This window comes from Micromonospora sp. NPDC047465, from assembly GCF_040643125.1.
Taxonomy (GTDB): Bacteria; Actinomycetota; Actinomycetes; order Mycobacteriales; family Micromonosporaceae; genus Micromonospora.
Genome location: NZ_JBEYTP010000017.1, coordinates 14,962 through 33,772 on the forward strand (window position 1 = coordinate 14,962; position 18,811 = coordinate 33,772).

Genomic DNA, 18,811 nt, shown 5'->3' on the forward strand with positions numbered 1-18,811 from the left:
GCCCCGGCGTCACCGGGTGGCGCTCCCCTCCCGGGCGCGGCGCGGCCGCGGAGTTGCACACGGGCCGACGTCCCTCGGCAATCAGCTCGCCGACGCCAGCGGCCCGCCCTCGGCCAGCACATCCCGGGCCTGACGGGCGAGCAGGAGGTGCTCGGCGCGCCGGGCGAGCTGCTCGCCGAGACGGGCGTGCCGCACCGCCTCCGCCTCCCGCCCGGCCGCCCGGTGCGCCACGGCCAGACCGATGTGGGCGCAGACCTCCGCGCGGCGGTAGCCAATCTCCCGGCTCAGCCGTAGCGCCTGATGCAGCAGGTCGACGGCGGCGGCCGGCCCGTGCAGGCCGAGCGCGATCGTCGCGTGGGTGGTGAGCGACTCGGCCTCCACCCGGCGGCGGCCGATCGCGCGGGCGGTGGCCAGGGACTCCTCGGCGAGGTGGAGCGCCTTGGCGTGGTAGCCGAGGTCGGCGTACGCGGCGGCGAGCTGGTCGAGGTCGGTGGCGGCGCCGTAGCGGTTGCCCGTCCGTCGCCGGATCGCCAGGGCACGGGTCAGGTGGACCACGGCCAGGGCCGGCCGGCCCAGCGCGCGGAGGCCGACCGCGAGGTTGTGCAGCACCGTGGCGATGTCGTCGTGCGGCTGCGCGGCCGGCTCCAGCGAGGTGTAGCCGTCCAGCGCCGTCCGCTGCGCGCGTACCGCCTCGGCCACCCGGTCGAGTTCCAGCTGGACCACCCCCAGGTTGCCCAGGCAGCTCCACTCCGCGTTCCGGTTGCCCAGCTCCCGGTAGCGGGCCAGGGCGCGGGCGTAGCAGGCGCCGGCCTCGGTGAGGTTGCCCTGTTCGCGGTGCACGATGCCGAGGTTGTTCAGGATGGACGCCTGCCCGGCCCGGTTGCCCAGGCGCAGCTGGATCTCCAGCGCGATGGTGAACCGCCGTTGGGCGTCGGGGTAGTCGGCGCGGCTGGCGGCGAGCGTCGCCAGGCTGAGCTCCATCGCCGCGATGCCCGCGTCGTCGCCCTGTCGGCGGGCCTGGTCGAGGCCCAACTCGGCGACGGACCGCCATTCGGCGTGCGCGCCGATCTCCTGCAGGTGCCCGCGCATCCGGTCGGCCAGGTGCCAGACGAGCTGCGGCGGGCCGTGCCGAGCCGCGTGCCGGATCGCCGTCAGCAGGTTGCCGTGCTCGGCGTGGAACCACTGGGCCGGTGCGGCCGGCTCCGGGGCGCCGGCCACCGGGGCCGGTCCCGGCGGTCGGGACAGGAACGCCATCCGGGGGTGACCCCGGCGGGCCAGGGCGTCGGCGGTGGTCAGGTAGGAGTGGAGCAGGCGGTCGACGGCGGCGGCGCGCTCGCCGGCGGTGTCCTCGGCCCGGGACAGCTCGGCCGCGTAGAGGCGGATCAGGTCGTGGATGAAGAAGCGGTCGTGGTGGCCGGGTCGCACCAGGTGGCAGGCGGTCAGCGTCCGCAGTACGGCGCTGGCCTCGGACCAGCCGACGCCCGTCAGCGCGGCGAGGTCGGTGGCGGTGAAGCAGTCCGTCGGTGACGACGCCAGCAGCCGCAGCGCCCGCCGTTCCGGCGCGCCGAGGCGCCGGTAGGACGGCGCGAACGCGGCGCGCATCGCCACCTGCGGGTCGCCCGGGACGGACAGGCCGGCGAGCCGGTCGCCGTCGCGCAGCCGCCGCAGGTAGTCCCTGGGGTCGGCCTCGCCGGCGGTCGCCAGGTTGGCCGCCGCGATCCGCAGCGCCAGGGGGAGGTATCCGCAGAGCGCGGCCAGGTCGGCGACGGCGTCCGGCGCGACGTCCATCGCATGCTGGCGGAGCACGGTGGTGAGCAGGCCGACGGCCTCGTCCGGGTCGAGCGGGTCGAGGTTGACCGCCCGTCCACCGTGCAGGGCCACCAGGCCGCCGAGCGTGTGGCGGCTGGTCACGATCACCGCGCAGTTCGCCGAGCCGGGCAGCAGCGGGGCGACCTGCTCGACCGAGGCCGCGTCGTCGAGCACGAGGAGGACGGAGCGCTCGGCCAGGACGGCGCGCAGCGCCGCCTCACGCGCGTCGGTCGTGCCGGGCTGCGCGGCGCCGCGGATGCCGGCGTAGGTCAGCAGCTCGGCCAGGAGGTCGGCGGGCCGGGCGGGATCCGGTTGCTGCCCGCGTAGGCGAACGAACCACTGGCCGTCGGGGAACAGGTCGCTCATCTGGTGACCGACGTGGACGGCCAGCGCGGTCTTGCCCACACCCGGCGCGCCCGAGAGGGCCACCAGCGGCAGACGCCCCTCGGCGGCGGCGGTGGCGATCGCCTGCCGGACCGACCGCACCGCGCCCGCTCGGCCGTGCAGGGTGCCCGGGTCGGCCGGGAGCTGGAACATCGGGTTCGCCGGCGGCGCGGGGACGCCCGGGCCGACGGTGGCGGTGGACGCCGGGGGCCGCCAGCGCAGCGCCGGGTCGGAACGGAGCATCGTGGTGCGCAGCTCCCGCAGGGCCGGAGACGGGTCCAGCCCCAGCTCGGCGGCGAGGAGCGAGGCGACCTCCTGGTAGGAGTCGAGTGCCTCGGCCTGCCGGCCGCTGCGGTAGAGGGCCAGCATCAGCTGCGCCCAGAACCGTTCGCGCAACGGGCTGCGCCGGGTCGCCTGCCGCAGCCCGGGGATGATCTCGACGTGGTGGCCGAGGGCCAGCTCGGCGTCGAAGTACGCCTCGGTCGCGCGCGACCACCGCTCGGTCAGCGCCGGCACGTCCTCACGGTGCAGCACGTCGGAGACGACGTCGGCCAGCGGGTCGCCGCGCCACAGCATCAGCGCCCGGTGCAGCAGCTCGGCGCGGTGTCGCAGGTCGCCCGTCGCCTCCCCCGCGGCGAGCAGCGCGTCGAACCGGGCGAGGTCGAGGCTGTCCGGCGGCAGGTCGATGCGATAGCCGTTGGCGCCGGTGGCGATCAGCTCGGCGCGGCCGTCGTCACCGCCCAGGGTGGCGCGCAGCCGCCGAACCAGTGAGTGCAGGGACGCCTTGGCGTGGGTGGGCAGCTCGCCGCCCCAGACGCGGTCGACGAGGGCGGGGACGCTCACCGGCTCGCCCTGGTTGAGCAGCAGCACCGCCAGCAGCGCCCGCTGCCGGTTGGCGGGCACGGGCACCGCCTGGTCGTCACGACTGACGCGCAGCGTGCCGAGCACGGAGAAATCCCACCCCACGACAGCCCCCCAGCGCCGCGCCGGCCCGCCACAACCTCGACCGAGAGCGACCGTAACACGACGGTCCGACAAGACCGGGCGGCCGGGGCGCCGCCCCGTCCGGCGGCGACCGACCACCGTGGACGGCAGTGCGACGACAGTGGTTCGGCGGCGGCGACTGCCACCGTGCCCTCGGGAAGGAGGCACGGATGACGGGTGTGGACTTCGGCGTCCTGGGACCGATCGAGGTGCTCCGGGAGGGGCGGCCGGTGCGGCTGGCGGGGGCGCGGCAGCGGACGGTGCTGGCGACGCTGCTGCTCGCGGGTGGGCGGGTGGTCCCGGTGGCCCGGATGGTGCGGCTGCTCTGGGGCGAGTCGCCCCCGCCGACGGCACGCACGCAGGTGCGCAAGCAGGTGGCCGGGCTGCGCGCGGTGCTCGGCGCGGACCGCGTCCGTTCCGGGCCCGACGGCTACGCGGTGCGTCTCGAACCGGGCGAGCTGGACCTCGACCGCTTCCACGAGCAGGTACGGCGGGCCCGGGCGGCGCGCGACGCGGGCCGGGGCGTCGAGGCGGCGGCGGCGCTGCGGGCGGCCACCGCCCTCTGGCGCGGCCCGGCGCTGGCCGGCGGCAGCCCGGAGCTGGTGGACACGGAGGCGCCGCACCTGGAGGAGCTCCGCCTCGCCGCGGTCACCGAACGGATCGCGGCGGACCTCGACCTCGGCCGGCACGGGCAGGTGATCGGTGAGCTGACCCGGCTGGTGCGTCGGTATCCGCTCCGGGAGCGGCTGCGCGCCCAGCTCATGCTGGCCCTGCACCGCAGCGGGCGTACCGCCGACGGACTCGCCGTCTACCGGGAGGGGCGGGCGGCGCTGTCGGCGCAACTGGGCGTCGAGCCGGGCGACGAGCTGCGTGAGCTGCACCGGGGGATGCTCACCGGGGACGCGTCCCTGGCACCGACGCCGGACCGCCCCGCGGAGCCACCGTCGTGCGGCCGCCCGGCGGAGCTGCCGGCACCGGAGCCGGACCTCGTCGGGCGGACGACGGAGAGCGACGCCGTCCGGGCCAGCCTCACGGCGGGTCGGGTAACGGTGGTGCACGGCCGCGGCGGCACCGGCAAGACCGCGCTGGCGGTACGGGTGGCGCACGCGCTCAGCGGCGACTTCCCCGACGGCCAGCTCTTCGTCGACGTGGGCGAGCGGGATCCGGCGGACGTGCTCGGGCGGCTGCTGCGGGCGCTCGGCTGCGCCCCCACGGCGCTGCCGGCGACGCTGGAGGAACGGGCCGCCCGGTACCGCACCCTGCTCGACGGCCGCCGGCTGCTGGTGGTGCTCGACGATGCCCACGCCGAGGCGCAGGTCGCCCCACTGCTGCCCGGCTCGGCCGCGTGCGGCGTGCTGGTGACCAGCCGTGGCCGCCTGGGTGTGCTGTCCGGGGCGGCCCGCCACCGGCTGGGACCGCTGCCCGCACCGGACGCGGTGGAGCTGCTCGCCCGGGTCGCCGGGCCGGGACGGGTGGCGGCGGAGCCGGCCGCCGCGGCGACCCTCGTGGCGCGCTGCGGCCACCTGCCGCTCGCGGTGCGGATCGCCGGGGTGCGGCTGGCCGCCCGTCCCGGCTGGACGGTGGCCCGACTGGCCCGGCGGCTGGACGATCCCGACCGGCGCCTGGACGAGTTGGTGGCCGCGCACCTCGACGTGCGGGCGGTGCTGGCCCGCGACCACGCCGCGCTCGACGAGCCCCTGCGGCACGCCCTGCGGGTCGCGGCGCTGCTGCCCGACGGCCCGTTCGCGCCGGCACAGCTGGCGTGCGCCCTCGGCGTGCGGGTCGACCGGGCCGAGGACCTCGCCGCCGCCCTGACCGAGGCGGGCCTGCTCGACCAGGTCGGCGCCACCCCGACCTTCCGGCTCGACGCCCTCGTCCGGGCCGACGCCCGACGCCGGGCCGGACGCCGGGTGTCCGCCTGCGTCACCCGTGACGGCAGGCCGGGCGGGGACGACGCCGCCCCCGCCCGGCCGGGCCTCACACGCAGGTGGTGCCCCAGTAGTGCGAACTGATCTGGTTGTCGGCCGCGGTGCCGTCGTTGAAGACCTCCAGGCCGAGGGTGAAGTCGGCCCAGTAGTCCCCGCGGTCCAGGCACATCCGCCCGCCCAGGTAGAACGTCTCCACGTGCATGTTCACCGCGTCCGCGCCCGGGAAGTAGAACCCGTTGTTCCACACCGAGGTGGCGATGTTGTCGAAGCCGTAGTCGCCGCCGCAGCCCCACTTGCCGCCGGTGCCGGCGCCGCCCGGGTTGCCCCAGTTCTTCGCGGTGCCGTCCCAGGCGCACCACTTGCCCTCGAACCAGGCGTGCTCGTAGGCGTAGAAGTAACCGTTGGCCGTGTCCGCCGCGGTGCTCCCCGCGGCGGCGGTGGCGGCCCGCGCCCCCGGGGCGACCGGCGGCGCCTCGCGGGCCAGCGGGACCCGCTCGGCCCGGCCCTCCCGGTCGGCCGCCACTGCCACCGTGGCGCCGGCGGACGCGGCGGCGCCGGACGGTGCCGGCGAGGCCGACGCGGCCGCCGGCGCGGCGGCCACCATCACGACGAGCGTCGCCACGCTCGCCATGATCGCGTACAGGCGTCTCATCTCATCCTCCTTCTCGCCCCGGCGTCGCTCGCCGGGGGCGGGTCATCGACGTGCGGATTCCGCGGCGACCACGGCCCGGGCCCGGGGGACCGCGGCCTGTTCCAGCCGCTCCCGGGTCGCCACCTCCAGCCGGTACACCGCCGTCAGGTCCGCGCGGTGGCGGGCGTCCAGCTCGCGGGCGGTGGCCGCCAGGCCACCGGCGGCGCAGCGCGCCTCGGTCACCGCCGCGGCCACCTCGGCCGCCCGTCCCCGGGTGACCACGGCCTCGCGCAGCTGGTCGGGGGTGTCCACCGGGTATCCCTGCTGCCGCACACAACGCGACCAGGACCGCAGCGCCGCCGCCCAGGCCGGGTCGGCGAGCACCCGCCGCTGGCGCAGGTACGACAGATTGGCGACCACCTTGCTCGACCGGTACCAGGCGGGCAGGTCGCCGTAGAGCTGCCGTTGTGCCTCGGACGTGCACCCGTCGGCGCTGCGCCGGACCACGCCGCCGGACGGCACCCGGGCCTCCAGCCCCTCCGGCCGCGCACCGTTGAGCGCGGCCAGCGCCGCGACGCGACGCTCGGCGGGCAGCGCGGCGAAGTACCGCTGGTTGGGGTCGTCGCGCCGGCGCTCGTCGGTCGCCGCCACCAGGTCGGTGCCGAACCCGTGGGCCCGGGCCCAGGCGACGTCGTCGACCACGTACGGGAACGAGCGCAACTGGTCGGCGGGGGCGGGCGGCACCACCCACAGCTCGAACCCGGCCCGCCGCATGCACTCCCGCGTCAGGAGCTGCTCGGCCAGCCCCAGCACCCGGCGGTCGTCGGCACCCACCCCGCCCGTCCGGCCGGGTGACGCGGGGACCGCCGAGCCGGCCAACGGCAGCGCGACGGCGGCGACGGCCGTGGCGGCCAGCCAGGCCCGCAGCCACCGTCCGCGCCGCCGGGATCTCGGAACTCGCACGCGCCGAGCACACCAGGGCGCTGTTCCCTTCCCGTACCGGCGGCGTACCGCCTCCGGTCCCGGCCGTCGCTGGCGCCCGGCACCACGTCGCGGCGGCGGCGTTGCAACCGCCGCCGGGAGACCACGCGTGTACCCCACTGTGGAAGATCTTGCGAAGCTGTCCGGGCCGCCGCCGTGGGCGGGTGGCCGCCGGTGCCGCCGTGGATGTCAGCGTGGTCCGGGCCACCCGATGTGCGGGTCGTGCCAGACCGACCGCGGGGAGTCCGAGGGTCGGCTGGGTTCCGCGCGTCCCGGGAACGGAGTGTCGACGATCCGTGACGTGCCATCGCCACCGACCGTCACCCGCCGCGCCCTGCTGGGCATGGTGGCGCTCTCGCCACTGGCCGGATGCGCGGACGCAGAGCCCCCCGCTGCCCCCTCCTCCGCTGCCGCGCCCTCCGGTCCCTCGTCCTCCCCGCCCGCCGCCCCCACCGCCGCGGCGGAGGTCCGTCACGAACGCCTGGTCGAGTTGGAACGGAAGTTCGACGTACGCCTGGGGATGTATGCCCTGGCCACCGGCACCGGCGTCACCGTCGCCCACCGGGCGGACGAACGGTTCGCGTTCTGCTCGACGTTCAAGGGACTGGCGGCAGCAGCGGTGTTGGCGAACAACCCGCTGTCGCATCTCGACACGGTCGTCAGGTACACCGAGGACGACCTCATGAAGAGCGCCGTCATCACCAGGAAGCACGTCGCCACCGGGATGACGATCCGTCAGGTCTGTGACGCCGCCGTCCGCTACAGCGACGGCACGGCCGGCAACCTCCTGCTCCGCGACCTCGGCGGACCGGCTCGACTGACGGCGTACGTGCGTGGCCTCGGCGACACGGTCACGCGGATGGACCGGATCGAGCCCAAGATCGTGTCGGCCGTCCCGGGAGACCCGCGCGACACCACGTCGCCCCGGGCGATCGGCACCGACTACCAGCGGATCGTCCTGGGTGACGCGCTGCCGGCCGACAAGCGCGCCTTTCTCCGGGACCTGCTGGAACGCAACGCCACCGGCGCCGGCGCCCGACGCGTCCGGGCTGGCGTACCGAAGGGTTGGACCGTGGCCGACAAGACCGGGACCGGCGACTACGGCACGGTCAACGACATCGCCGTCGTGTGGCCCCCGGGCACCGCGCCACTGGTCGTTTCGATCATGTCCAGCAAGGCCACCCGGGACGCCGGGTACGACCAGGCCGTCGTCGCCGAGGCGGCCGCGTACGCGGTGGCCACCCTCACCTGAGCGGTGCGTCGCCGCCGGCTGACGCCGATCGTGACCACCACGGTGACACCAACGTCAGCGCCGCGTGACCGCGCCCGCCGCCACCTTGTGACCAAGGTTTGAATGATGGTTCAATTCTTGCGTGGTCTACCGGAGCACCGACCGTGTGAAAGCTCGGCTGAGCGCGTCCCGGGACCGGATCATCGTCGCCGCCCTGGAGATCATGGCCGGGCACGGGTACGCCGGCTGTTCCGTCGCCGCCGTCGCCGAGCGGGCCGGCATGGCGACCGGCAGCGTCTACCGCCACTTCCCCACCAAGGCCGACCTGTTCGCCGAGGTGTTCCGCACCGCCTCCCAGCGGGAGGTGGACGCGGTCGCGCGCGCGGCAGCACTCGAGTCCACGGTCGCCGCGCAGGTGTCCGCCGTCATCGAGACGTTCTCCGGCCGCGCGCTGCAGTCCCCGCGGTTGGCGTACGCCCTGCTCGTCGAGCCGGTCGACCCGGCGGTCGACGCCGAACGGCTCGTCTTCCGCCGGGCGTACGCCGAACTGATCGCCGGCTACGTCGCGGCCGGCGTGGCGAGCGGTGAGCTGCCCCCGCAGGACCCGGAGCTGACCGCGACCGCGCTCGTCGGCGCCCTGGCCGAAGCGATGGTCGGCCCGCTGGCGGCCGGGGTCGCCGGCCCGAGCACCATCCCCAGCCTGATCACGTTCATCCACCGTGCGATTGGAGTATCGCCGTGACGACGCACGAGGTTCTCAACCAGGTCCCCCCGCTGGCCGGCTACGACGCGGCGGACGACCCGGCGCTGCTCGACGGGCTCGCCCGGGAGGGTGCCGGGTGGGCCACCGCGGAGCTGCACGAGCTCGGCCGGATCGGCGGCACCGAGCAGGCGATCGAGTACGGACGGCTGGCGAACGAACACCCGCCGGTCCTGCGCACCCACGACCGCTACGGCCACCGGATCGACGAGGTGGAGTTCCACCCGGCCTGGCACGAGCTGATGCGCACCGCGGTCACGCACGGGCTGCACGCCGCGCCGTGGGCGGACGACCGGCCCGGCGCACACGTGGCCCGGGCCGCCAAGTTCTACACCTGGCGCCCCGACGCCGGGCACGGCTGCCCCGTCTCCATGACGTACGCGGCGGTGCCGGCGCTGCGGCACAACCCGGAGCTGGCCGCACGGTACGAGCCGCTGCTCACCGCCGCGACGTACGACTTCGGGCTGCGCGCGCCGCTGGGCAAGCGGGGGCTGCTGGCCGGCATGTCGATGACGGAGAAGCAGGGCGGCTCGGACGTACGCGCCAACGCCACCACCGCCCGCCCGGAGCCGGACGGCACCTACCGGCTCCTCGGGCACAAGTGGTTCACCTCGGCGCCGATGTGCGACGTCTTCCTCACCCTCGCCCAGGCGCCGGGCGGGCTCACCTGCTTCCTCGTGCCGCGCGTCCTCCCGGACGGCACGCGCAACCCGATGCGGCTGATGCGCCTGAAGGACAAGCTCGGCAACCGGTCCAACGCCTCGGCGGAGGTCGAGTACGAGCACGCGGTGGCCTGGCGCGTCGGCGACGAGGGCCGTGGCGTGCGCACCATCATCGACATGGTCAACCTGACCCGCCTCGACTGCGTCATCGGCGCGGCGGCCGGGATGCGCCAGGGCGTGCTCACCGCCGTCCACCACGCCACCCACCGGCAGGCCTTCGGCCGGTACCTCGTCGACCAGCCGCTGATGCGCAACGTCCTCGCCGACCTCGCGGTCGAGTCCGAGGCCGCCACCGTCCTGATGATGCGGCTCGCCGGGGCGACCGACCGCTCCGCGCGCGGTGACGCCGACGAGACCGCGTTCAAGCGGCTCGCCCTCGCCGTCGGCAAGTACTGGGTCTGCAAACGCTGGCCGGCGCACGCCGCCGAGGCCCTGGAATGCCTGGGCGGCAACGGCTACGTCGAGGAGTCCGGCATGCCGCGGCTGTTCCGCGAGTCGCCCCTGAACTCGATCTGGGAGGGCTCCGGCAACGTCGCCGCGCTGGACGTCCTGCGCGCCCTCGCCAAGGAACCGCGGGTCATGGAGGTGTTCCAGGGCGAGGTGACCGCCGCCGCCGGCGCCGACCCGCGGCTCGACGCCGCCGTACGACAGGTGCGGGCCGACCTGGCCGACCACGGCGACCTCGAGCTGCGGGCCCGCCGCGTCGTCGAACGGCTGGCGCTGGTCCTACAGGGCTCGCTGTTGGTGCGGCACGGCCACCCCGCCGTCGCCGACGCCTTCTGCGCCTCGCGCCTCGGCGGGGACCACGGCCACGCGTTCGGCACCCTGCCGCCCGGGGTCGACTTCGCCACGATCATCTCCCGCGCCGTGCCGAAGGTGGGCTGAGGCCGACGCGACCCTCCCCACGATCCGGATCCGGCCCGTCACAACGATTCGACGACCTCCGTCTCCTGAGGAATGCCCCGGTCGACCACGACCGACGGCCCGTCGGGTCGACGCCACGCCCGATAGTCCCGGAAGGACATGGGGAGGCCACGCGCGGCGAACGGATCCGCGGAGTCCATGACCTGGATGTGCAGGTGCGGCTGCGTGGAGTTGCCCGAGTTGCCGCAGTCGGCCACCTCCCGGCCGGCCGCGACGGGCTCGCCCTCGCCCACCCGGATCGAGCCGGCGCGCAGGTGGGCGAGCACGACGTACGCACGACGGCCCTCCAGCTCGAGGATCACGTGGTTGCCGGCGAGCGCGCCGGCGCCGCCGCGCGCCCGGGACGCCTGGGTCAGGGCGTAGGGCACCCGCGCGAGCGGCGACCGCCGCGCCACGTGGTCCGCCTCGCCGTCGTGGACCGACACCACCCTGCCGGCCGCGGGCGCGAGGACGGGCTGACCGAACGCGAAGAACCGCTCCACCGGCTCCGTGGACAACAGCGAGCGCCAGTCCCGCGTGGTCGCCGTGCGCCGGCCCCGCACCGCGACGAAGTCCATGGCGTACGTCGTGGCGAACAGGTGGGTGCCGTGGCTCGGCACGCGCCGGGCCGGGCTGTTGCGCGCGAGCCACGGGCCGCGGAACGGTAACGTGAGCACGACGTGGTCGAGAGTGGAGATCGTGAACCTCCCGTGTCACCTGCGCGTCGCCACACGAACCTCTACCGGTGGACCGACGTCAACGACGTGAGCCGAGCGTGCCGGCCCCGTCTCCCGCGCGGGGCAGGTCGGTCAACCACCGGTCCAGGGCTGCCGGCGAGCGGAACAGCAGCACCGGCGGCCCGGTCGGGTCGGCCTGCCAGGCCCGCATCCGCCGCCGGGCCCGGCCGAACGCGGTGAGGTGCCACACCAGGATCGAGTCGCGCGACAGCACGCTGCCCAGCGACTCGCGGTTGCCGTTGCAGATCTCCTCCCCCGTCCGCAACCGACGGACGGTGCGACGCAGCAGGCGCCCGAAGGAGCACCAGCGCGGGTAGTCCAGGCCGACGACCAGGTCGGCGCGGGCCAGCACCACGTCCCGCCACCCGTGGTACGCGCCGTCGAGGATCCATCGGTCACGTCGGCAGATCGCCTCGATCCGGCTGCGCTGCTGCGCGACCGGCACCTCGACCCAGCCGGGCTCCCAGAGCAGGTCGTCGACGGGGTACCACGGCAGCCCCAGGTGCCGGGCCAGCCGCGCCGCCAGGGTGGACTTGCCGGCGCCGTACACGGCGTAGATGAGGATCCGCGACGGAGCGCTCATCGCGGCAGCGTACGCCGGCGGCGCCACACCGCCCGGCCCACCGTGTCCCACCCCGCCGTCAGGCTCGCCAGCCTGACCGGGGTGGCGGGACTATCCTCGCCGGATATGAGCCAACGCGTCGGTCCGGCCCAGCCTCCCTTGTGGCGTGACCGCAACTTCGGCGCGTACTGGGCGGCGCAGTCGCTCTCCGCCGCCGGTGACTCGTTCGCCTACATCGCGGTGCCGCTGCTCGTGCTGCACGCGACCGGGTCGGTCGCCCAGATGGGCCTGCTCACGGCCGTGGCCGGCGCCGCCTCCGTCGGCGCGGGGGTCTTCGGCGGCGTCCTGGTCGACCGGTACGACCGGCGGACACTCATGATCGCCGCAGACCTGGCCCGCCTGGTGCTCTACGCCCTCGTTCCCCTGGCCTGGCTCGCCGGCCCACAGATCTGGCTGCTCTTCGTCGTCCTGCCGATCTGCGAGGCGGCCGGCATGGTGTTCCAGGTCGCCGCGGTGACCGCGGTGCGCAACCTCGTCGACCGACACCGGATCACCGAAGCCAACGGGCGGCTGCAGGCGACCTACGCGACGGCGGCCGTGGGCGGACCGCTGCTCGCGGGAGTGGTGTCCGCCCGGTTCGGTCCCACGGCGGCCATCGCCATCAACGCGGCCAGTTTCGCCCTGTCGGCCGCCGGCCTCTGGCTGGTCCGGCTCCGGCAGCCCACCGAGGGGGAAGGGACCGACGGGGTGGGGCGGGAGACGCGACTGGCCGAGTTCCTGGCCGGCGCTCGGTTCCTCTGGCGTCAGCCCGTGCTCCGCTCGCTGACCATCCTGCTGTCGGTCTTCATCTTCCTGACGTACGGCTTCACCGACGTGCTCATCTACCACGTCAAGAACGACCTCGGCGGCTCCGACGGCACCGTCGGCACGGTGCTCGGGCTGGCGGCGCTGGGCACGATCGCCGGAGCGCTGCTGGTGGCGCCGGTACGCCGCAGGCGTGGCTTCGGCGTCACCTGGATCGGCGCGGTGGCGATGTCCGGTCTCGCCATCGCCGGCATCGGCGTCGTCGGGGACGTACACGGCGTCACCGTGCTGACCGCGGTATACCTGTGCGGCGTCAGCGTGGGTGGGATCTGCTCGATGTCGCTGCGCCAGGAGATCACGCCCGATCACCTGCTCGGGCGGGTCACGTCGGCTTTCTGGAGCACGCACTACTCGCTCGGCCCGGCCGGTGCCGCGGTGCTGACCTGGGCCGCCGGCCGGTACGGCGTCACCGCGGTGACTCTCGTCGCCGGAACAGGGTGTCTCCTGGTCGCGGTCGGCGGAGCGTTCACGCCCATCCGCCGAGCCGGTTCGGAACCGGTCGCCCACGAGCCGGAGCTTCAGCGGTCCGCAACCTGATCCGGCGCGCCGGTGTCCCTCGGGGCACCGCCGACCACTCTTCCGTTCGGCCCGCACGCGGACTACGGTCGCTTTCACGTCACCAGGCTTCACCTCGTCGGCCTCAGGTTGTTCACTTCGGTCGCAGCGCCGCAACAACGAAAGGGGTCGCCGTCATGTCGACCAGCCACACCAGCGTCGGTGACTCCGACGCGAGCCCGGTCACCGTCGGGCACGGGCCACGCAGGGTGCTGGCGCTGCACGGCTGGTTCGGGTCGGCGCGGGGCTGGGGCTGGCTGCCGGAACTGATCGACGCGGAGCGCTTCACCTGGGCTTTCCTGGACTACCGGGGCTACGGCGCGCGCACCGGGGTCGCAGGCGACCACAGCATCGCCGAGATCTCCCGTGACGCCCTGGCCCTCGCCGACTCCCTCGACTGGGACACGTTCTCGGTGGTCGGGCACTCCATGGGCGGCAGCGCCGCCCAGCGGGTGCTCGCCGACGCGCCGGGACGGGTGGAACGGCTCGTCGGCATCAGCCCGGTCCCGGCCGGTGGTGTTCCCTTCGACCTGCAGGCCTGGGCCCTGTTCGACGGCGCCGCCGCCAACCCGGGCAACCGGCGCGCCATCATCGACCTCACCACCGGCAACCGGCTGTCCGGCCGCTGGCTGGACGAGATGGTGCGGTTCTCCCTCGACCACTCCACCCGGGAGGCGTTCGGCGCCTACCTCACCGCCTGGGCGCGTACCGATTTCACGGACGACGTAAAGGGCAACCAGGTGCCGGCGCTCGCCGTCGTCGGCGAGCACGACCCGGCGCTGGGCGCCGACACGATGCGCGAGACCTGGATGCGCCACTACCCGAACGCCCGGCTGGAGGTCCTCGCCAACGCGGGGCACTACGCGATGTACGAGACCCCGGTGCGGTTGGTCACGGTGCTCGAGGACTTCCTCGGGCAGTGAGCCTCGACGCGGCGTCCCTGGTCGATCCCCGCACCTACGTCGACGGCGTTCCGTACGACCTGCTCGCCACGCTGCGCGCGACCAGCCCGGTGGTGTGGGTCGAGGAGCCGCCGCTGCTCGGGCTGCCCGGCGGTCCGGGCTTCTGGCTGGTGCTCCGGCACGCCGACGTGACGGCCGTGCTCAGGCAGCCGGGGCTCTTCTCGTCGGCACTCGGCGCTACCCAGATCCGCGACCCGGCGACCCCGGAGGACCTGGGTTACGTCCGGCGGATGATGCTCAACATGGATCCGCCGGAGCACGGCCGGCTGCGCCGGCCGGTCGCCCGCTCGTTCACCCCGCGCGCGGTCGCCGCCCTGGAGGCGTCGATCCGCGCGAACGCGGCGGCGCTCGTCGACCGCGCGCTCGGCGACGCGGACGAGGGCACCTGCGACTTCGTCCGCGACCTCGCCGCCGACCTGCCGCTGCTCACTCTCGCGGACGTGCTCGGGGTGCCGGACCGCGACCGCTGGCTGCTGTACGACTGGTCGAACCGGGTGATCGGCTTCCAGGATCCGGACTACGCCGTGTCCGCCACCTTCGACCCGCAGGCCGGCACCGCTGCGGCCCGGGAGGCACTGCGGCACCGGCCGGTGCCGGACGCCGACGGCCGGATGCCGGATCCGCGCACCAGGGCCGGCATGGCCGACCTCTACGCGTACGCGCACCTGCTGGCGGAGTCGAAGCGCCGCGACCCGGGACAGGACGTCATGTCCATCCTGCTGGCGCACCGCGGCGACGAGCGGCTCTCGGTGGACGAGTTCGAGAACATGTTCTGGCTGTTCGCCGTGGCCGGCAACGAGACCGTCCGCAACGGCCTGCCCGGCGCGATGATCGCCCTGCTGGAGCATCCGGCGGAGATGGCGCGGCTGCGCCGCGACCCGGCGCTGTTCGACACCGCCGTCGACGAACTGCTGCGCTGGTGGACGCCGGTGATGGTGTTCCGGCGTACCGCCACGGTGGACACCACCGTCGCCGGGGTGCCGGTGCGGGCCGGGGACAAGGTGGTGGTCTCGTTCGCGTCGGCCAACCGCGACGAACGGGTCTTCGCCGAGCCCGACCGGCTCGACCTCGCCCGTCACCCCAACCCGCACCTCGTCTTCGGTCACGGGCCGCACTTCTGCCTCGGCGCGCACCTGGCCAGGTGCCAGCTCCGTGCGCTGCTCCAGGAACTGCTTGCCCGCACCGCGAGCGTCACGTACGCGGGCCCACCCGACTACCTGCGCTCGAACTTCCAGCGCGGCGTCAAGCGCCTGCCGATCCGCTGGCGGCGCCGCTGATCACGCCCCGGCCCCGCCGACCGGCGTGCAGTGCGGCCCCGGTCGGGCGGAACCGGCCGGTTCAGGTGATGACGGGGCTGCGGCGCTCCAGCAGGACCACGTCGCGCCAGCGGCCGTGGTGACGGCCGACCCGCTCGCGGATGCCGACGACCCGGAAGCCCGCCCGCTGGTGCAGGGCGAGGCTGGCGGTGTTCTCGGGGAACACCCCGGACTGGATGGTCCAGATTCCGGCCGCCTCGGTCGAGGCGACGAGCGCGTCCAGCAGCATCCGCGCCGCGCCACGTCCGCTGGCGGTCGGATCGACGTACACGGAGTGCTCGACCACCCCGGCGTAGACCGCCCGGGTCGACGTCGGTGACACGGCGACCCAGCCGACCACGGCGTCGCCGTCGACGGCCACGAAGCGGTGGTCGTCCAGCCTTCCCGCGTCGAATGCCGCCCAGGTCGGGGCGACGGTTTCGAAGCTGGCGTCGCCCGCGTCGAGGCCGGCCTGGTAGATCGCCAGGACCCGCTCGGCGTCCTGTGGCGTCATGGGTCGGACGGCGATGCCGGCCATCAGCGGGCTCCGTTCGGGCTCGGGGCCGGACGGCCCGTCACGACGTCGGCGGCCGACGGGAACGCCGACAGGCGATGAGCCTAGCGGCCGGGCGCTTGCTGCCGCCGACGGCCGCGTGAACGGGCGGCGCGGGCGCACTCGACGCGGCGCTCCGCCCGCTGGCCCCCGGTGGTGACGGCACGGGGTTCGCGGCCTACCGGGGTGTTGCCGGTTCGCAGGGGAAGGCGACATCGACGCACGGCTCAGCGTCGGCCGCGGTGGCCCAGTTCTCGTAGTAGATCTCCCGCGCGGACGCACCCAGCCGCTGGTCGTGATCCCGGAGCCACGAATCCAGCGCGTCGTAGGCCCGCAGGATCGCCGGGTAGGCCGCCTCCGCCTTCGTCAGCGACACGTACGCCTGCCGGTGGGCTCGCTCGATCCGGACCCCCACCGACCCCTCGGGCTCCACCGGATCACCCGTCGGGGCGCACACCTCGACGGGCCCGTCGGAGTCCTCGGTGACCAGGCCGTGGTAGGCGACGAACACGGGCCCGGACAGCGTGCCGCCGGCGGCGGTCAGGTGGTCGAACAGCAGGCGTGTCGCTTCGGGCAGGAAGAACGGAAGGCGATCGGCGGTCACGTGTCGCTGGATGAAGGTCACCTTCTGGGTGGGCACGTCGCGACACCGGATCCCGGACGCGACCCCCGGGGCCACTCGATCGTCGAGGAGACCCAGCAGGTGGCGCACCAGCGGCCGACGGGCGTGGTGCGCGGCCTCGGCGTCGCGCCAGTACGCCTCCACCCTGTCGACCGCCTGCGGGCCGGGAAGTCCGAGCACCTCGGCAACGTCCGCCACGGGCATGCCGATCGCGCGCAGCAGGGTGATGCGGCGAGCCCGGTCGAGCTCCGCGGCGCCGTAGTACCGGTAGCCGGTCCGGGCGTCGACGTGCGCCGGGCGCAGCAGTTGCCGCTCCTCGTAGAGGCGCAACGCCTTCGTGCTCAGTCGTGACCGATTCAGGAACTCACCGCTCGTCAACCACCGTGGCATGGGCGGGAGTCTGCCCTCCGCCCCAGGGGCAGGGTCAAACAGGCAGGTGCCGATCATCGGCCGGCATGACGCACCGGTCGCGCCAGCCATCGCCCGCCGTCACCTACCGCAACGGCGGCTCCAGCCACTCTTCCCGCCCAGGCACCACCGGCGCGATCGTGAGGGGGCTTCGCCTCAGTCACCGTCGCCGTCGCCGCCGCCACACCCACCGGTGTCGCCCGAGGTCGCCAGCCACAACAGGCCGGCCGGGGTCGCGGCCTGGGTGGTGACGACCTGGTCGAGGCGTACGCGTGCCGGCAACCGCCGGTACTTCTCCGCGCCGCCGGGATCCTGCGTCCTGCGCGGCGTGTCAGGCTCCGACATGAGGGGATCTCCTCTCGCACAGCTCGATGGGTCGCTGGCCATCTGATGGCCTGTGTCACGTCATCCCGGCACGTCGGCGGGGTTCACGGAGAGTTCCCGGGTGGCCCGCTGCGCCAGCATCGCCAGCGGCAAGCACACCACCAGCAGGATCGCTGCCTCGGCAGCGCACACCGCTGTCACGGCGGCAGATGCGCCGCCCCGCAGGACGTAGTCGGCGACGGACACGCCGCGCAGCGCGAGGGCAGCAAGCCCCAGGAACAGGAGAGTCAGCGGCCAGTGGGCTGCCCGGGCCACTGCCGACGCGCGCAGGACGAGGTAGGCGATACCCGCTGCGGACACCGACAACGCGCACAGGCCCGGCCAGTCGAGTGCGGCGAATCGCAGCTCCTGCTCCACGGGAAGTGTCCACATCCCGATGACGAACAGGGGGCTCAGGAGGACACCGGCGACGAAGGCACGGATCCAGGCCCGGGTGCGCACGGGCGGAGCCTCCCGATGGAACGCCACCAACGCCAGCACCAGGCCGGTGTTGACGAGCACGATGAGCCAGGTGGTGGTGGGGGGCGTGCCGCCAGGCAGGAACATCGCCTCGTAGGTCCTGGCGACCCAGTCCGCGACGAGGGGCACCGCCGCCAGCCAGCGGGCCGGCCTGGGCTGATTCACCGCGAGCGCGACGAACGCGGCGATCGCGAACAGACCAAGGGGGTTGAACGCCAGGCGCCACGGTGCACCGGGCAGGTCGAACACCGGCTCGGTGGGCGGCGTCGGCAGCGGCAGAAAGTCGCCGGCGAGCCAGGGCATGACGCCGATCTCCACCGCCGCCGTGACGGCATGGAAGAGCAGGCCGAGCAGCGCCACCGCGCGGATCGCATCGCCCCGGAGCCGCGACCTCGGCTCGGCGCCGACGCCGCCGAGCCGAAGCCGCGTAGCAAGCGCCAGGACGCTGAGGACTTCGTCTCTGTCCGGCCGGCCGTGGTCCCGGAGGTACGCGGCGTCCTCGGTGTCTTCCTCAGCGCCGACGCACTCCAGGAAGGTGCGGACCATGTCGTCCTCCCACTTCCGGCGGTAGGAGGCTGGCAGAAGCGTCAGCAGCCGGCGGTACCGCTGCTCCAGGCTGCTCGTCATGCCGCACCGCCGGCGGCGGGCCGCCACACACCGAGCCTCTCAGCGGCCGCACGGGCATTGGCGGCTTGGCGGTCAGCTTCCTCCGCCAACGCCCGCCCGCCGGAGTTGGTCAGCCGGTAGTACCGCCGGAGCCGACCCTGCTGCACCTCCTCGCGGTCCAGTTCCACCAGACCGTCGGTGACGAGCCGGTCGAGCACGCCGTAGAGCGTGCCCACCCTCAGGTGCACCCGCCCCCGCGACAACTCCTTCACCTCGTTGACGACGCCGTAGCCGTGGCAGGGCCCACCGGCCAGCGCTGTCAGGACGAAGAACGCCGCCTCGGTCATCGGTCGAGTCACCATGGCCACAATATATCGGGAGACAGGATATGCGTCCAGGCGGACATATCTGGAGGGACGCTGACGCGGCCGGGGAACGCCGGATGAGGTCCGGGGTCCGCCGCATCGACCG

At 74.5% G+C, this 18,811-nt stretch carries 17 protein-coding genes; 7 read left to right on the forward strand and 10 right to left on the reverse strand.

Annotation, left to right across the window (positions count from 1 at the left end; translation table 11 throughout):
• Positions 1 to 81: 81 nt before the first annotated feature.
• Positions 82 to 3,159, reverse strand: a complete 3,078-nt coding sequence (locus ABZ793_RS17270) for a BTAD domain-containing putative transcriptional regulator (RefSeq protein WP_357457935.1) — start codon at positions 3,157 to 3,159, stop codon at positions 82 to 84.
• A gap of 188 nt (positions 3,160 to 3,347) precedes the next feature.
• Between ABZ793_RS17270 and ABZ793_RS17275 the strand changes: the two genes are divergently transcribed.
• Positions 3,348 to 5,189 carry a BTAD domain-containing putative transcriptional regulator gene (locus ABZ793_RS17275; protein ID WP_357457938.1) on the forward strand — a complete coding sequence of 614 codons (1,842 nt, stop codon included), beginning with the start codon at positions 3,348 to 3,350 and terminating at the stop codon, positions 5,187 to 5,189.
• Here the strand turns inward: ABZ793_RS17275 and ABZ793_RS17280 are convergent.
• Positions 5,155 to 5,757: a hypothetical protein gene (locus ABZ793_RS17280; RefSeq protein WP_357457941.1), complete on the reverse strand. Its 603-nt coding sequence runs from the start codon at positions 5,755 to 5,757 to the stop codon at positions 5,155 to 5,157. The two genes, ABZ793_RS17275 and ABZ793_RS17280, sit on opposite strands and share 35 nt — an antisense overlap.
• A gap of 42 nt (positions 5,758 to 5,799) precedes the next feature.
• The gene (locus ABZ793_RS17285; RefSeq protein ID WP_357457943.1) at positions 5,800 to 6,699 is read right to left on the reverse strand and encodes a hypothetical protein; all 900 of its coding nucleotides are present in this window, start codon (positions 6,697 to 6,699) and stop codon (positions 5,800 to 5,802) included.
• 319 nt (positions 6,700 to 7,018) lie between these two features.
• Here ABZ793_RS17285 and bla point away from each other — a divergent pair, with 319 nt between their 5' ends.
• The 3 genes from bla (at position 7,019) to ABZ793_RS17300 (ending at position 10,315) form a co-directional block, all read left to right on the forward strand.
• On the forward strand, positions 7,019 to 7,969 hold the full coding sequence (gene bla / locus ABZ793_RS17290) for a class A beta-lactamase (RefSeq protein ID WP_357457946.1): 951 nt from the start codon (positions 7,019 to 7,021) through the stop codon (positions 7,967 to 7,969).
• A 145-nt stretch (positions 7,970 to 8,114) separates the two neighbouring features.
• A complete protein-coding gene (locus tag ABZ793_RS17295; RefSeq protein ID WP_350706088.1) occupies positions 8,115 to 8,690 on the forward strand; it encodes a TetR/AcrR family transcriptional regulator in 576 nt (191 codons plus the stop codon).
• On the forward strand, positions 8,687 to 10,315 hold the full coding sequence (locus ABZ793_RS17300) for an isovaleryl-CoA dehydrogenase (protein ID WP_357457949.1): 1,629 nt from the start codon (positions 8,687 to 8,689) through the stop codon (positions 10,313 to 10,315). Before ABZ793_RS17295 ends, ABZ793_RS17300 begins: the two co-directional genes overlap by 4 nt.
• A 38-nt stretch (positions 10,316 to 10,353) precedes the next feature.
• On the opposite strand, the gene ABZ793_RS17305 is transcribed toward ABZ793_RS17300, so the two are convergent.
• The gene (locus ABZ793_RS17305) at positions 10,354 to 11,010 is read right to left on the reverse strand and encodes a M23 family metallopeptidase (protein ID WP_357457952.1); all 657 of its coding nucleotides are present in this window, start codon (positions 11,008 to 11,010) and stop codon (positions 10,354 to 10,356) included.
• Between the two features lie 79 nt (positions 11,011 to 11,089).
• Positions 11,090 to 11,653 carry an adenylate kinase gene (locus ABZ793_RS17310; RefSeq protein WP_357457954.1) on the reverse strand — a complete coding sequence of 188 codons (564 nt, stop codon included), beginning with the start codon at positions 11,651 to 11,653 and terminating at the stop codon, positions 11,090 to 11,092.
• A gap of 105 nt (positions 11,654 to 11,758) precedes the next feature.
• Between ABZ793_RS17310 and ABZ793_RS17315 the strand changes: the two genes are divergently transcribed.
• The 3 genes from ABZ793_RS17315 to ABZ793_RS17325 all read left to right on the forward strand — a co-directional run bounded on the left by ABZ793_RS17315 (position 11,759) and on the right by ABZ793_RS17325 (position 15,290).
• On the forward strand, positions 11,759 to 13,033 hold the full coding sequence (locus ABZ793_RS17315) for an MFS transporter (protein ID WP_357457956.1): 1,275 nt from the start codon (positions 11,759 to 11,761) through the stop codon (positions 13,031 to 13,033).
• A 155-nt stretch (positions 13,034 to 13,188) separates the two neighbouring features.
• Positions 13,189 to 13,974, forward strand: a complete 786-nt coding sequence (locus ABZ793_RS17320) for an alpha/beta hydrolase (RefSeq protein WP_357457958.1) — start codon at positions 13,189 to 13,191, stop codon at positions 13,972 to 13,974.
• The gene (locus ABZ793_RS17325) at positions 13,971 to 15,290 is read left to right on the forward strand and encodes a cytochrome P450 (RefSeq protein ID WP_357457961.1); all 1,320 of its coding nucleotides are present in this window, start codon (positions 13,971 to 13,973) and stop codon (positions 15,288 to 15,290) included. Before ABZ793_RS17320 ends, ABZ793_RS17325 begins: the two co-directional genes overlap by 4 nt.
• Positions 15,291 to 15,351: 61 nt before the next feature.
• Here the strand turns inward: ABZ793_RS17325 and ABZ793_RS17330 are convergent, their stop codons facing one another.
• The 5 genes from ABZ793_RS17330 to ABZ793_RS17350 form a co-directional block, all read right to left on the reverse strand.
• Positions 15,352 to 15,846 (reverse strand): N-acetyltransferase family protein, encoded by a 495-nt coding sequence (locus ABZ793_RS17330; protein WP_357457964.1) that lies wholly within the window; start codon positions 15,844 to 15,846, stop codon positions 15,352 to 15,354.
• A gap of 193 nt (positions 15,847 to 16,039) precedes the next feature.
• Positions 16,040 to 16,873, reverse strand: coding sequence for a MerR family transcriptional regulator (locus ABZ793_RS17335; protein WP_357457967.1), 834 nt, complete (start codon positions 16,871 to 16,873; stop codon positions 16,040 to 16,042).
• A 174-nt stretch (positions 16,874 to 17,047) separates the two neighbouring features.
• Positions 17,048 to 17,236: a hypothetical protein gene (locus ABZ793_RS17340; RefSeq protein WP_357457970.1), complete on the reverse strand. Its 189-nt coding sequence runs from the start codon at positions 17,234 to 17,236 to the stop codon at positions 17,048 to 17,050.
• A gap of 60 nt (positions 17,237 to 17,296) precedes the next feature.
• A complete protein-coding gene (locus ABZ793_RS17345) occupies positions 17,297 to 18,361 on the reverse strand; it encodes a hypothetical protein (protein WP_357457973.1) in 1,065 nt (354 codons plus the stop codon).
• Positions 18,358 to 18,687, reverse strand: coding sequence for a PadR family transcriptional regulator (locus ABZ793_RS17350; protein WP_350706191.1), 330 nt, complete (start codon positions 18,685 to 18,687; stop codon positions 18,358 to 18,360). The genes ABZ793_RS17345 and ABZ793_RS17350 overlap by 4 nt, the downstream gene beginning before the upstream one ends.
• Positions 18,688 to 18,811 lie beyond the last annotated feature (124 nt).

Bases quoted from the DNA above. Each gene is read 5' to 3' on its own strand.
- ABZ793_RS17275 (WP_357457938.1), top strand. From the start codon at position 3,348: ATGACGGGTGTGGACTTCGGCGTCCTGGGACCGATCGAGGTGCTCCGG.
- ABZ793_RS17280 (WP_357457941.1), bottom strand. From the start codon at position 5,757: ATGAGACGCCTGTACGCGATCATGGCGAGCGTGGCGACGCTCGTCGTG.
- ABZ793_RS17310 (WP_357457954.1), bottom strand. From the start codon at position 11,653: ATGAGCGCTCCGTCGCGGATCCTCATCTACGCCGTGTACGGCGCCGGC.
- ABZ793_RS17315 (WP_357457956.1), top strand. From the start codon at position 11,759: ATGAGCCAACGCGTCGGTCCGGCCCAGCCTCCCTTGTGGCGTGACCGC.
- ABZ793_RS17320 (WP_357457958.1), top strand. From the start codon at position 13,189: ATGTCGACCAGCCACACCAGCGTCGGTGACTCCGACGCGAGCCCGGTC.
- ABZ793_RS17330 (WP_357457964.1), bottom strand. From the start codon at position 15,846: ATGGCCGGCATCGCCGTCCGACCCATGACGCCACAGGACGCCGAGCGG.
- ABZ793_RS17335 (WP_357457967.1), bottom strand. From the start codon at position 16,873: ATGCCACGGTGGTTGACGAGCGGTGAGTTCCTGAATCGGTCACGACTG.
- ABZ793_RS17340 (WP_357457970.1), bottom strand. From the start codon at position 17,236: ATGTCGGAGCCTGACACGCCGCGCAGGACGCAGGATCCCGGCGGCGCG.
- ABZ793_RS17345 (WP_357457973.1), bottom strand. From the start codon at position 18,361: ATGACGAGCAGCCTGGAGCAGCGGTACCGCCGGCTGCTGACGCTTCTG.
- ABZ793_RS17350 (WP_350706191.1), bottom strand. From the start codon at position 18,687: ATGACCGAGGCGGCGTTCTTCGTCCTGACAGCGCTGGCCGGTGGGCCC.